Origin of the sequence: Candidatus Avoscillospira sp. LCP25S3_F1, assembly GCF_052117125.1 — a bacterium.
GTDB lineage: Bacteria > Bacillota > Clostridia > Oscillospirales > Oscillospiraceae > Avoscillospira_A.
Map to the genome: position 1 here is coordinate 18956 of NZ_JBQKJT010000025.1, position 11890 is coordinate 30845.

An 11890-nucleotide genomic window follows, 5' to 3' on the forward strand; every position below is an offset into this window, starting at 1 on the left:
GGAGTACGACAAAAGAATCTCTATTTAACCCGTCTATTCAATCTTCCCGAATGCAACAAGGGCATCTCCTGTCGTCACGCCCAAGGAAACGGTATGGTACAGCACCATGCCATCCCAGCGGGCATGGACTGTCTGGAGAACGCATCCCTCCAAATCCTCGATCCTGCCCAGCGTCTGCCCGGCAGTGATCGGCTGTTCCGGCTGAACCGCAGGAAACCAAAGACCCGATGTATCGGCCTCTGCATAGCACATTTCCATCGCTTCCCGCTGCCGGCTGTTTTTGGCAGGAGCCGGCCCCATACCCAGATATCCCATCAGGCTATGTATGCTGCGCAGTTCCAGTGCTACCTGTTCCTCGCTCCAGAGGCCCATGCCGCCCACCTCCATCAGCAGAGCGGGAATGCCGCACTGCGCTGCATAGCTGTACAATCCGTTTTTAGCGGTGGAAGGGATGCGGTACATCACTTCCAGATGCTGTGCGGCTTCGCAGGCTCGCGCAGTCACATCTGGCGCAGCTGTCGCCGGATAAAATACCAGGGGCGTCATGGCCTCATTCACATCGCCGCCGTGGAGATCCAGCAGAAAATCGGCCTCCGGGTAGATCTGCTCCACCACTGTCCGGGCAATCTCCTGGGCCGGCGTGCCTTCCTCCGGCGGTGGAAAGACCCGGTTGATATTTTTTCCATCACTGGGCACCACCTGCTTGCTGCCGGTATAAAAGCCCTCGCCATTGACCAGCGGCAGCAGGATCACCCGTCCCCGGATCTGGGCCGGGGTCAGTTGAGCAAAGAGCCGCCGCAGCGTCATAATGCCTACATATTCACATCCGTGGACACCTGCGGTCAACACCAAGGTTGGACCGTCCGACGCACCACAGACCATCCAAACCGGCAGATCCGGCCCGCCCCGCACGGGCAGCGTACCGGTGAACCGACCGTTCTCCAATTCTTTCTTGTCAATTATCTGCATAGCGGTTCCTCCTGTGATCCATCGCTGTATCGGTGGCATGCCACCCAATGCTCCGGCCCCACAGTGGTCATTTGCGGCATTCTAGTGTGGCAAAGCTCAGTGCAATGGGGGCAGCGGATGTGGAAGGGGCAGCCGGCAGGGCGGTTAATGGGGCTGGGCACCTCTCCACTGAGGGGAACAATGGAGCGCTTGCGACTGTCGTGCAGAGAAAAGACCGAATCCAGAAGGGCCCTTGCATAAGGATGGATCGCATCTTCGGCAAGACGATTGCTGGGAAGCGATTCCACCACTGCGCCGAGATACATGATCATGATGCGATGGGACAGAGACTGGACCAGCGCCAGATCGTGGCAGACAAACACCATGGCCAGATTCCGCTGCCGCTGGAGCATTACCAGCAGTCCCACCAACTGATCCTGGGTGGAGACATCCAGCGCGGAGGTGGCCTCATCACACAAAAGCACTTCCGGTTCCAGCGCCAATGCCCGCGCAATGCCTAGTCGCTGGCGCTGGCCGCCGCTCATGGAATGGGGATACCGATCCAGAAACTCCTGTGGGAGTTCCACCATTTCCAATAACTGCTTGGCTTTTTCCCGCAGTTCCGCTCTGGAACAGGAGGAAAAGTTGCGAAGCGGCTCTGTCACGGCATCCCACACCCGCATCCGGGGAAAGAATGCGGCAGCCGGGTCCTGAAAGACCATCTGGACATGTCTGCGGTGCCGACGCAGGTTTTCTCCCTTCCATCGGGTCACATCTTCTCCCCGAAACAGGAGTTGTCCCTCATCCGGCTGCTCCAACTGGGCCAGCATCCGCAGCAGCGTGCTCTTTCCACAGCCGCTTTCTCCGACGATGCCCAGGGTCTCTCCAGGGTAGAGGCGAAGGTCGATCTGCTGGCAGGCCGTCAGAATTCGCCCATCCGGCCGCCGGTAGCGGCGGGTCAGTCCCCGTCCCTCCAAAATGTATTCAGACATAGCGTTTTCCTCCCAGATCCGGAACTGCCTGGAGCAGCTGACGGGTATATGGCTCCTGGCTTTGCAGGAGTCTTTCCCCGTTCCCCTGTTCCACCGTGCTGCCGTTTCGCATGACCAGAATATGGTCGGCCATGTAGGCAGCCACCGCCAGATTATGGGTCACCAGGAGAATGGCCGTCCCATAGGTATCCCGCAGCTCCAGCATCTGCCGGACGATCTGCGCCTGGGTGGTCACATCCAATGCACTGGTGGGCTCATCTGCCAGCAGGAGCTTAGGCTGGAAGGTCATGGCCATGGCGATGCCCACCCGTTGGCGCTGTCCGCCGCTGAGCTGAAAGGGATAGGCACCCAAAATACTCTCCGGGTCGGAAAGCCCCATCCGCTCCAGCATTTCCTTGCTCAACGCCCCCGCCTCTTTTTTGGACAGGCCACTGTGGGTACGAATATATTCCCGGAATTGAGAACCAATAGTACGGATGGGATTGAGCATGGCGCCGGAGTCCTGAAAGATCATGGAGAGTTTTTTCCCCCGCAACGCTTGCCATTCCCGGGGTGAAAGTCCTTGCAGCTGCTGCCCTTCCAAAGCGATCGTTCCTTGGGTCACGGCTCCGCCTGGCGGCAGGAGGCCCAGGATGGAGCGGATGGCCGTGGTTTTGCCGCTGCCGCTCTCCCCCACCAGGACCACGATCTCCCCTTCCTGCATGGAAAGAGAAAAGTCCCGCAATGCCAGGCGCTCTCCATAAGCCACTGTCAGCCCATCGATCTCAAGCATTGCCGGGTTCCTCCGCTGCGGGTGCAATGTCGCTGGTGAGCCAATAGTAGTCGATGGTGGCGATTTCCGCACCGGTGACCCGATCGCTCCAACTGATCATCCGGCTGTTATAATAGCCGTGGATAATGGTGGCCGCGTCATCAATGAGAATCTGCTGCATCTGCGTGATCAGCTCCAGTCTCCGGGCCTGGTCGGTGGTCACTTCCAGCTCCTCAAAGCAGGCGTCATATTCCTCATTATGGTAATATCCATAGTTTTGAGAGTTGCCGGAGTACCATCCGCCCAGGAAATCCTGGGGATCACCGGTACCCACGGTGGTGGTATTGGCAGTGACCAGGTCGAACTCTCCGGCGTTCTGGAGCGCGGTAATCGTGTCATAATCACTGACATTCAGTGTGACACCGATGCCGATCTCCTCAAGCTGAAGGGCGATGGCCTGGGCAAAGTCATTCAGATTCCGGCTGGTGTACGCCAGATAGACCAGATTGAGATTCTCCCCGTCCAGCTCGCGGATGCCATCGCCGTCCATGTCCACGATCCCGGCATTGTCCAGGGTCTCTTTTGCCTTCTCCACATTGTAGGAGTAGGGATTGGTGAGCTGATCGTAGTTATAGGCCAAAGAGGACGGCAGCGCCGCAAACCCCGGTGTATACATGCCCGCCACAGTCACATTGCACATGGTCTCATGATCGAGCGCCATCAGGATTGCCTGCCGCAGAGCAGCGTTACCCAGGGGGCCATTGAAGTTCATATAAGAGTTGCCCGTGCGGACGCCTGCGGCAGTGGAAACGTAAAAGCGTTCGTCCGCTTCCAGCTTCTCCAGATCGCTGGCAGTGGTGATGTTCTCCACCAGATCCACGTCCCCGCTCTGAAGGGCCATGGCCTTGGTGGCGCTGTCCTCAATAAAGAGAATGGAAACGGTATCGTAGGGAACTTCTCCGTTCCAGTAATACTCGTTGCGGGAAAGTTCCGCTCCCACGCCGGCCTGCATGCTGTCCAGCTGATAGGGGCCGGTGCTGACGATGCCCTGCTCCACCACCGACACATCGATCACGGAGAAATAGGGATAGGCCAGGATGCCGGGCAGATTTCCCGTGGGACGCTGGCAGACCACGGTGAGGGTCCCGGCACTGTCATCGGCAGTCAACTCCGGCTCCGGGAGGTAGACCTCGGGATTGGAGTTTCCGGTGCCGCCCCGGTCGGCGTCCGTCTCGGCGTACAGCCGTTCCAAGGCGGCCTGGACGGCGGAGGGCGTCACGGGATTCCCGTTTGAGAATTTCACATTCTCCCGAATGTGAAGGGTCCAGGTGGTATAATCATCCGACACCTCGTAGGTATCGCAGAGCCAGGGCTGGGCCACTACCTGGTCGTCAAACCGGAACAGGCATTCCAGGATGCCGTAGCGCATTCCGGCCCAGCTGGAATTTACCGTGGTGATGGGGTCCAAAGAATCGGAGTAGCTGTAGCAGCCGAAGTTCAAATGGTTCTGCTCCGTTTTCTCTGCTGCCGAGTCGCTGCCGCAGCCGGTGAGCACACCGGAGAGCAGCATTGCCCCAACTAAGAGGGCACCAACTTTTGCGGGGTTATGGTTCAAACGCTTCATCTTGTTTCCTCGTTTCTTTGATTTTGAATTGGGATGCGTCTCATCCGCTCTGGGGTCCAGAATATCCCGCAGGCTGTCACCCAGCAGATTGAAGATCATCACAGTCAGAAAAATAGCCAGTCCCGGGAATACCATCAGCCACGGCGCCGACTCCATATAAGCCCGGCCCTCATTGAGCATATATCCCCATTCAATGGATGTAGACTGAGCGCCCAGGCCCAGGAAAGAGAAGCCGGCCAACTCCAGCATCATGCCGCCCACATCGGTGGCCGCGGTGATGACCAGTGTGGGAAGGGCTGACGGCACCATATAGCGCAGCAGGATGTCCCGCCTCCGGGTGCCGGATATCCGGGCAGCCAACACATAGTCCTGGTGCTTGACTTTCAGCACCAGACTGCGGGCCAGACGGGCGTATTTCGTCCAGCTGACTGCCATAATGGCCAGAATGGCGCTGGTCATACTGCCCCCCAACATACCGGCCAGGGCAATGGCAAGAGCCATACCGGGAAAGGAGACCATCATGTCGGCAACGCGCATGATGACGGTTTCCACCACACCGCCGGCATAGCCGGCCACAATTCCCAGAATACCGCCCACAAACAGAATACTGAGCACCAGCACCATGGTCGATAGAATCGAGGTTCTCGTACCGTAGATCACACGGGAAAACAGATCCCGCCCCATTTTATCTGTACCAAACCAGTGTTCCTTGCTGGGAGACTGCACTGCGTCCGCCAGAACGGAACTGTTGGGATCATGGGTGGCCAGAATGGGCGCCAGAATGGCTACCAGAATCATGGCCATAGCCATGAGCCCAAAAATCATAAAACGCTTTTTCGCAGCCGTCATGCCTGTAGCTCCTTTCTCAGCCGGGGATCCAGCCGATTATAAGAGAGATCCACCACCAGATTGACCGCCATATAGATCAGGGCAATCCAGAGTACATATCCCTGAATCAGCGGATAGTCTCTGGAGGTTATGGCAGAGATCGCCAAACTGCCCAGTGCCGGATAGGAGAAGATCACTTCCACCACAGCGGTACCGCCCAGCAGAGAGCCCAAAGACAGGCCCAGCATTGTGATGAGGGGCAAAACAGCGTTTGGTAGCACATGGTACCAGAGCACACACCGCTCCGACAGCCCCCGTGCCCTGGCTCCTGCCACATAGTCCTGGCGCAATTCCTCCAGAATTGCCGCCCGAACCTGGCGAGCGTATTTTCCCGCCATGGCAATGGCCAATGTCACAGCAGGCAAGATCAATCGCTGGAAATTCATCTGGTTGGACACCACCGGAAGCCAGCCCAGCTTCATGGCCACCAAATAGAGCAGCAGCAGGCCCACCCAGAAATTCGGCATGGAAATGCTGATAAATGTGGTGCCCCGCAAAAGATAATCCAGTAAGCTGTTCTGACGCAGAGCAGAACACACGCCGATGGGCACAGCTATCATTACCATGATCACCAGAGACAGCAGCGCCAGTTGGATAGTGGGCATGACCCGCTCCATCAAAAGCGTTGACACCGCTTCACCCTTTGAGTAAGAGGTACCGAAGTCTCCCCGGAGACAGTTGGCGATCCAGTTGCCGTACTGGATGAAAAACGGTTCATTCAGCCCCAACTCCTCCCTGGTCTGCTCCAACACTTCCTCTGACGGAATACTGCCGCTGACCGCATACATGGATCGGACGGGATCGCCCGGCGACACATACATCAGCAGAAAGCTTAAAAAGCTGACGCCCAGCAGCACCAGAAAAATGTGGGCAAGCCGACAGCCTATTTTTCGTTTCATATGCATTTTTCACCTCACGAAAGCCAATCATCGCTGCTGGGGTTTTCTCGATTTTTCCTGCAGGCCCAGTTGAAACAAAGCATTGGCCCAGGAACCGCATACCTTTTGCAGCCGCATACGGACTTCCGGCGGCACTTCCCTGCGGCCAGGCGGATGCCCCAACTGCTGCGCCATCTTCCATACCAACTCCAAGTCTGCCTCGGTCTGCAGATCCAGCTTCAACAGTCGATAGTAGCAGTCGTACAGTTCCTGTCGATGGGACGCCCGCCGTTTCTCCTTTCCCCGCTGTAGCGGAGCATTCACAAAAGGCGTGATGCGCCGAACCGGCTCCAGATCGATCTGATAGAGGACATTCCGCCATGAGCCAAACCGCCGGAGCAGGGATTCCCGTAGGCTTTGTTCCACTTCACTCCGAAGGGGCGCCCGATTCAGCCCTTCCGCAAGGGCTCTCAGTTCTTGGAGCATATGCCGTTCCTCCGCCTCTAAGTTTTCCACTTTCTGCAGGCGGACCACAATCGCATCCTCCACCCCCGCGGCAGCTAAAACCTCTCCCCAGGTTCGGTACCGTTTTTTCAGTTTTCGGCATATCTCCGGCAGCTCCGACGGATGCGGAATCCGGCCCAGCTGTTCTGCCATGCTCCGAATCTGATCGAGCATCTGCTGGTACTCTTCTTTCTTCTGTGACATTTGTTCTGTGGATATTCCACCCCGACCTGCCGATCGGCTTAACCCCGCTGCACGCAATGCCCCCGGCCAGTTTTTAAACCGGGCTTTCAGATAGGTTCGCAAGATCCAGTGTACCTCTCCCTGGGACGGAGAATGCCCCAGCTGCTGGGCACTTTGACGCAGAAGTTCCGACAGCTCATCATCAGAAAAAGATGCATAAAGCTGTGCGCCTTCCTCTGTATCAACGGAGTAGCGCGAACCGTCTTTTTCCTCGGTCTCTCCGTGGAGCCTGGAACCTTCCGCAATCATGCTGAGCACCATCTTTTTCTGTTCCTGCAGCTGGTTTTTGTTGTTTTCTCCCATCGTTTCTGTGTCCCTCCCTAAAAAAAACGGCTGTGAACCCGAAGATCCACAGCCGTTTTTCTGCGCAGCAAATACCAAGTGCAGCGTCCCACACCTGGCTGATCTCTTTTTGTAGGTCTTCTGACTTGCGCTTGGGGCAGGGGTTCCCTGCCTTCGCCGGTCTGCTCTGCCTTCTCAGGGCACGTCCCCAATGGCGAACTTTCGTTAACGAGCAGCGGACATCACGCATACAGCGGCGGTTACCGTCCGGGATTCTCACCCGATTCCCTTGTTCAGCCGCCCGGATCTTTTCCTGCGGCCACAAAAAGTTTTATGTGATTTTAGCATAAAAAAACGGTCTTCCCTCTTTGGAAAGACCGTATGGATACAAAACAGCTACGACTCCCAAAAAATGCTCTCTAATGTACGATCACTGCCGGCTGACGTCTTACGACGAATACGGTCTGTCGCGCCGGATTCCCACCGGCTTATGATAAAGAGCACCTGTATTGTGTTATACAAGTTTCTCATCGTATCTGCTTGCTATTCACTTTCGTGTTTTATTGTACCGCAATGCTTTGCTGATTGCAAGTAAAATTTTAACCGATAACATCTTGAAAATCATGCAGCCAAATGATTCTGGTTTTAATAATGCTTTTTCCCCATTTAAAACTTTGACGATGGTACCCCAATGCATCTCGCATTTGGCCATTCTCAAGTAGACTACCAGATGTTCATCTGATAAGTAACCTTTTTGCCTCCATGTTTTATGGGGGCAGATTTTTTTATTTACAAAAAGTTCAATTTTCCGTGGGCACAAACTGCCGTTTTGCGGTGCGTATTAAAGGAGAAGGACAAATGAAAGAACAGCACTGTGTATCGACGAAACAATTGTATAAATTCCTTACTGCCTGTGGCGGGAACTGGCGCAACACCATCCATATCTCTGCGCAGGAAGGCTGCACCGGTTGGCTGCTGGCTGCGGATCGGAATGGAGCGCCCGTGTTAATGCGCGTAGATGCATTGGAACGTGGGATACAGGAGCGGATCGATACCAACGAGTGCAGAGGCACTTTGACGGAATCAGCTTTTACAGATATTTTTGCACAATATCTGTGCTGGCAGTTGCCCACCACCAGCAGCACTCCCGCAGATACGCTGAACTTGTTGTCCGACCATAGTTAAAAGCACTGGAGGGTTCTTATGAAACGAGTCAATATCAAATGCCCCTATTGCGGTGCAACCGCTTATCTCCGGCCAGCCTCCGTTGCTTACGGGGAGCGGGCCATACCCGGGGCCAAACTCTACGTCTGCGGCAACTACCCTGCCTGCGACTCCTATGTGGCCGCCCACCGTGGCACACAACTGCCAATGGGGACTCTGGCCAACAAAGACCTGCGCCGCCAGCGCCAGGAAGCCCATACGGTATTCAATCAGTTATGGAATCGCGGTCTGATGACCAAACGTCAGGCCTATCTGTGGCTCCAGGCCAGGCTGGATCTTCCCGAATGCGAGGCACACATCGCCAAGTTTTCCGAAGTCCGCTGCCGCCTGGTCATCCATCTATGTCAACAATTTCTCGATGCCCAGCACCGGGCCGCTTAGGAGGGAACATTCCATGAAATACAATCAGCCTCTCACACCCGCACAGCAAAGCCTGGTGGAACAGCATACAACTCTGATCCATTGGACCATTCGCAAATACATCGACAGCAGAGAGAATATCTGCGGCCTGGGCTACGATGATGCCCCCATACCCGAATTGACGGACAGAAAAATCAGTCGTAAACTGGAATAGAAAGGAGCGATAAAAATGGAAGAGCAAAAGGACAAAAAAGGTGTGCCGCCACCTCGCTACGATACTGCCTTCAAAGCCGGCGCAGTGAAAATGGTAGCAGAGCAGGGACGGGACCCCAAGGAAGTTGCCCGAGACCTCGGCATTTGCATCGACACCCTACGGAGCTGGCTGAAGGCCTCCGGGATGCAGTTGGGCCAGGTGAGCCGCTACAACCGGGAACAGCAGCGGATCCGGGAGCTGGAAGCGGAGATCCGTACGCTGCGCAAGCAGCTGGGTGAGAAAGATGAGGTCATTGACATCCTAAAAAAATCCGTCGGCATCCTGTCGAAACCATAGTGGAAAAATACCGCTGCGTTCAGGCGCTGCACCGCCAGGGAGCCACTGTGGAACAGGCATGCCGGACCCTGGAGATCTCGCGCAGCGGCTACTATGATTGGCTGCATCACAAGCCCTGTATCCGTGAGCAGCGGAATCAAGCACTGAAACGGAAACTGGTGGAACTACACCAAAAATATCCTGCCCTGGGATTGGACAGCCTCTATCATTTGCTCAAACCGGATTTCGGCTGCTCTCGTAAGCGGGTACACCGTCAGATGCGCCTTGCCGGTATCTGTTCGGTCAGACATCGGGCCTATAAAGTCACAACCAACTCCCAGCACAGCCATCCCGTTGCATCGAATCTCCTCAAACGAAACTTCTTCTTTGAACGCCCAAATCAAGCCTGGGTGGGCGATATTACCTACATTCCCACCGGTGAGGGCTGGCCCTACGATGTTTACCCCGACATCCACGACCACGATGATCTGGGGCGGTATTACATCGAGAAACTGGACGCCATGCAGGTGCCGGAGCATCTGCGCAATTACATCGACTATGAGGCCTACGGACGGGACATCGCCCTGGAGGAAAGCGGCCAGTTCACCGACCTGGGCTATGTGCGGAACACCGGGGACAGTTTCCATGAGTATTACGATGGCGAGCGCGGCAGTATCCCGGAGGAATACCGGGTGATGACCTTCCAGGATGACATCCCCGAAGAAGAAATTTCGGAATGGGCCATGGACCTTGCCTACGATATGGACGAGTTTTTCCGGCAGAACGATCCGCAGTATGCCGCCGAGCACCCGGAGGAACATGCAGCGAAGGAAGAAATCTACGAGAACCTTTCCGATTGCCGTATTGCCTCTCTGGAAGAAAAGCTGAAGGCGTTGGGCCAGACCCCGGAGGACTACCTTCCCTCCGAACTGGAGAAGTTCAAGGAGGCTGTTGGCTACGAGGCATATTTGGATGTGGACCCGCAGGTGATCCGGGAGGCCATCGAAAACCCGGATCAGTCCCATGTGGACGAGATGCTGGCCTTTGCGGAACAGGCAAACCGAGAGTATGAGGCGGAGTTGTACGGTCAGCCAGCAGCGCCCACCCCGGACGACCGGGAGACCGGTGAGACGGTGCGGACCCCCAGGGGCACCTTCCATGTGACGGATATGAGCCGGGAACAGATGGAGGCGGCTGGATACGGTTTTCACCATGAGTCCGAGGATGGGAAGTATCTTATCATGGCCAACGGCAGCCGCGCCTTTGCCATCCCCAGCGGAGACGCCCCCGAACATACCGCGCCGGAGAAGATGACCGTCCTGGTGGTGGAGCCCATGAAGGAGCCCTATGTGAAGGAAATTGCCCCCGGCCTCCATGCGCTGCAAGCGGAGGTGGGCGGCGATATTGCTGCCTCCTATCCCTTTGACGATCCGGTGGGGCTGGTGCTGAACGACGAAGGCAAGCTCATCGGTCTGGACCTGAACCGTTCCCTCCGGGACGATCACGGAGAGATTTACGACATTGTGGCAGGCACCTTCCTGGTTGTGGGCTTGGGGCCGGAGAGTTTCGCGTCCCTGCCCCCGGACATGATCCAGAAGTACACCGAGCAATTCAAGCGGCCGGAGCTGTTCGCCAGCATCAACGGGCAGATCGTGTCCGTCCCTGTGGAACCGGAAAACCCGCTGCGCACGGCGGAAATGACCCTGGAGGACGACTATGGGATGATCGACGGGATCATCAACAACGGTCGCCGTGGTGAGGAACCGGAGAAAGCCCAAGGCGAGGCGCGCAGGACCACGCCGGAGAAAAAGCCTTCCATCCGGGAGCGGCTGGAGGACGCAAAGCGGGAGTGTGGGTCGCGAAAAGGCCCGGACAAGCCCACCCAGCAGAAGAAGCCCCCGGAGCTGGGCGACTTATGAGCCGGAGCAAGAAATGGCGTCTGGAATGGGCGTTCTTCCTGGGCGAGAACGGCAGGCGCCAGTATAACAAGCTCTGTAAGGGCTGTGTCCATCCCTGCAAGCAGAGCTTCCGGGCGGTGGTGTTGTCCTGTCCGCACTATCTTTCCCGCCGCTCCAAAAAGTGTGGGAATTAGGGTTCAAACAGGCGAAAAAATTGCCTGTGACGGCTTTTTCGTGTAGGGGCAGTATGATTGCAAGCAAGGCGTTTCTATATAGGAAATACGCCGGATTTTTACCTGTTTCAAACAAAAAGGGAGTGCCATCATTGGGCGTTATTGTCCAATGGTGACACTCCCTTTTTATTTTGTCGTTGGAAAATCGTAGTCGCTCTTGATGAATACTTTAGCCGGATGTATAATAAATGTATCTAAAGTCAAAATTAACCCTATGCAATTTGAAAGGTGTGATATTTATGGCCGCCAAAGCACAAGGCGCACCAACAAAAGAATTTTTTGTTGGAATGCTTACAAGAGATATTGAGCTGAGCGATGCCATTCTAGACTTGTTAGACAATTGCCTTGACGGTGTAGTGCGGCAAAAGAAAGGCATTGATAAAACAACAACCTCGGATTATTATGTAGGCTTTTTTTCCCACATTTTGGAAATGTCAAGAAATGTGCAGTCTGGAAACACCCAAAATCTGAAAAGCATGGTAATACAGCGCAGTTTTCCGAAGTGGAGCGTAGCGGAACGCAGGAAAACTGCGGCA

Annotated in this window: 13 protein-coding genes and 1 riboswitch; of the genes, 7 read left to right on the top strand and 6 right to left on the bottom strand. The window is 55.7% G+C overall.

Translation table 11 applies throughout. The features are described from left to right. Window positions 1-33: 33 nt before the first annotated feature. The 6 genes from ACTQ33_RS15355 to ACTQ33_RS15380 are packed head-to-tail and all read right to left on the bottom strand — an operon-like array spanning window position 34 to window position 7131. Window positions 34-969: a M14 family metallopeptidase gene (locus tag ACTQ33_RS15355; RefSeq protein ID WP_441465405.1), complete on the bottom strand. Its 936-nt coding sequence runs from the start codon at window positions 967-969 to the stop codon at window positions 34-36. Next, window positions 960-1940: an oligopeptide/dipeptide ABC transporter ATP-binding protein gene (locus ACTQ33_RS15360; RefSeq protein WP_441465406.1), complete on the bottom strand. Its 981-nt coding sequence runs from the start codon at window positions 1938-1940 to the stop codon at window positions 960-962. Before ACTQ33_RS15360 ends, ACTQ33_RS15355 begins: the two co-directional genes overlap by 10 nt. Next, complete coding sequence (locus tag ACTQ33_RS15365) at window positions 1933-2712, bottom strand: ABC transporter ATP-binding protein (protein ID WP_441465407.1); 780 nt, start codon at window positions 2710-2712, stop codon at window positions 1933-1935. Before ACTQ33_RS15365 ends, ACTQ33_RS15360 begins: the two co-directional genes overlap by 8 nt. Beyond that, complete coding sequence (nikC, locus tag ACTQ33_RS15370; protein ID WP_441465408.1) at window positions 2705-5164, bottom strand: nickel transporter permease; 2460 nt, start codon at window positions 5162-5164, stop codon at window positions 2705-2707. The genes ACTQ33_RS15365 and nikC overlap by 8 nt, the downstream gene beginning before the upstream one ends. Continuing rightward, on the bottom strand, window positions 5161-6102 hold the full coding sequence (gene nikB / locus ACTQ33_RS15375; protein ID WP_441465409.1) for a nickel ABC transporter permease: 942 nt from the start codon (window positions 6100-6102) through the stop codon (window positions 5161-5163). The genes nikC and nikB overlap by 4 nt, the downstream gene beginning before the upstream one ends. A 27-nt stretch (window positions 6103-6129) precedes the next feature. Next, window positions 6130-7131: a homing endonuclease associated repeat-containing protein gene (locus ACTQ33_RS15380; RefSeq protein WP_441465410.1), complete on the bottom strand. Its 1002-nt coding sequence runs from the start codon at window positions 7129-7131 to the stop codon at window positions 6130-6132. A 93-nt stretch (window positions 7132-7224) separates the two neighbouring features. Continuing rightward, window positions 7225-7452, bottom strand: a riboswitch (cobalamin riboswitch). 516 nt (window positions 7453-7968) lie between these two features. Between ACTQ33_RS15380 and ACTQ33_RS15385 the strand changes: the two genes are divergently transcribed. The 7 genes from ACTQ33_RS15385 to ACTQ33_RS15415 all read left to right on the top strand — a co-directional run. Next, window positions 7969-8295: a hypothetical protein gene (locus ACTQ33_RS15385; RefSeq protein WP_441465411.1), complete on the top strand. Its 327-nt coding sequence runs from the start codon at window positions 7969-7971 to the stop codon at window positions 8293-8295. An 18-nt stretch (window positions 8296-8313) separates the two neighbouring features. Continuing rightward, a complete protein-coding gene (locus ACTQ33_RS15390) occupies window positions 8314-8715 on the top strand; it encodes a zinc-finger-containing protein (protein WP_441465412.1) in 402 nt (133 codons plus the stop codon). Window positions 8716-8728: 13 nt separating this feature from the next. Next, complete coding sequence (locus ACTQ33_RS15395) at window positions 8729-8908, top strand: hypothetical protein (protein ID WP_441465413.1); 180 nt, start codon at window positions 8729-8731, stop codon at window positions 8906-8908. 15 nt (window positions 8909-8923) lie between these two features. Continuing rightward, complete coding sequence (locus ACTQ33_RS15400; protein WP_441465414.1) at window positions 8924-9244, top strand: transposase; 321 nt, start codon at window positions 8924-8926, stop codon at window positions 9242-9244. A 47-nt stretch (window positions 9245-9291) separates the two neighbouring features. After that, entirely contained in the window at window positions 9292-11142 is a 1851-nt protein-coding gene (locus ACTQ33_RS15405) for a DUF3846 domain-containing protein (RefSeq protein WP_441465415.1), read from the top strand. Beyond that, complete coding sequence (locus ACTQ33_RS15410) at window positions 11139-11315, top strand: hypothetical protein (RefSeq protein WP_441465416.1); 177 nt, start codon at window positions 11139-11141, stop codon at window positions 11313-11315. Before ACTQ33_RS15405 ends, ACTQ33_RS15410 begins: the two co-directional genes overlap by 4 nt. 278 nt (window positions 11316-11593) lie before the next feature. Then, window positions 11594-11890: hypothetical protein (locus ACTQ33_RS15415; protein ID WP_441465417.1), on the top strand; the 297-nt coding region annotated here is incomplete at its 3' end.

Excerpts from the sequence above, each read along its gene's own strand:
- ACTQ33_RS15355 (WP_441465405.1), bottom strand. The coding sequence starts at position 969 with ATGCAGATAATTGACAAGAAAGAATTGGAGAACGGTCGGTTCACCGGT.
- ACTQ33_RS15360 (WP_441465406.1), bottom strand. The coding sequence starts at position 1,940 with ATGTCTGAATACATTTTGGAGGGACGGGGACTGACCCGCCGCTACCGG.
- ACTQ33_RS15365 (WP_441465407.1), bottom strand. The coding sequence starts at position 2,712 with ATGCTTGAGATCGATGGGCTGACAGTGGCTTATGGAGAGCGCCTGGCA.
- nikC (WP_441465408.1), bottom strand. The coding sequence starts at position 5,164 with ATGACGGCTGCGAAAAAGCGTTTTATGATTTTTGGGCTCATGGCTATG.
- nikB (WP_441465409.1), bottom strand. The coding sequence starts at position 6,102 with ATGAAACGAAAAATAGGCTGTCGGCTTGCCCACATTTTTCTGGTGCTG.
- ACTQ33_RS15380 (WP_441465410.1), bottom strand. The coding sequence starts at position 7,131 with ATGGGAGAAAACAACAAAAACCAGCTGCAGGAACAGAAAAAGATGGTG.
- ACTQ33_RS15385 (WP_441465411.1), top strand. The coding sequence starts at position 7,969 with ATGAAAGAACAGCACTGTGTATCGACGAAACAATTGTATAAATTCCTT.
- ACTQ33_RS15390 (WP_441465412.1), top strand. The coding sequence starts at position 8,314 with ATGAAACGAGTCAATATCAAATGCCCCTATTGCGGTGCAACCGCTTAT.
- ACTQ33_RS15395 (WP_441465413.1), top strand. The coding sequence starts at position 8,729 with ATGAAATACAATCAGCCTCTCACACCCGCACAGCAAAGCCTGGTGGAA.
- ACTQ33_RS15400 (WP_441465414.1), top strand. The coding sequence starts at position 8,924 with ATGGAAGAGCAAAAGGACAAAAAAGGTGTGCCGCCACCTCGCTACGAT.
- ACTQ33_RS15410 (WP_441465416.1), top strand. The coding sequence starts at position 11,139 with ATGAGCCGGAGCAAGAAATGGCGTCTGGAATGGGCGTTCTTCCTGGGC.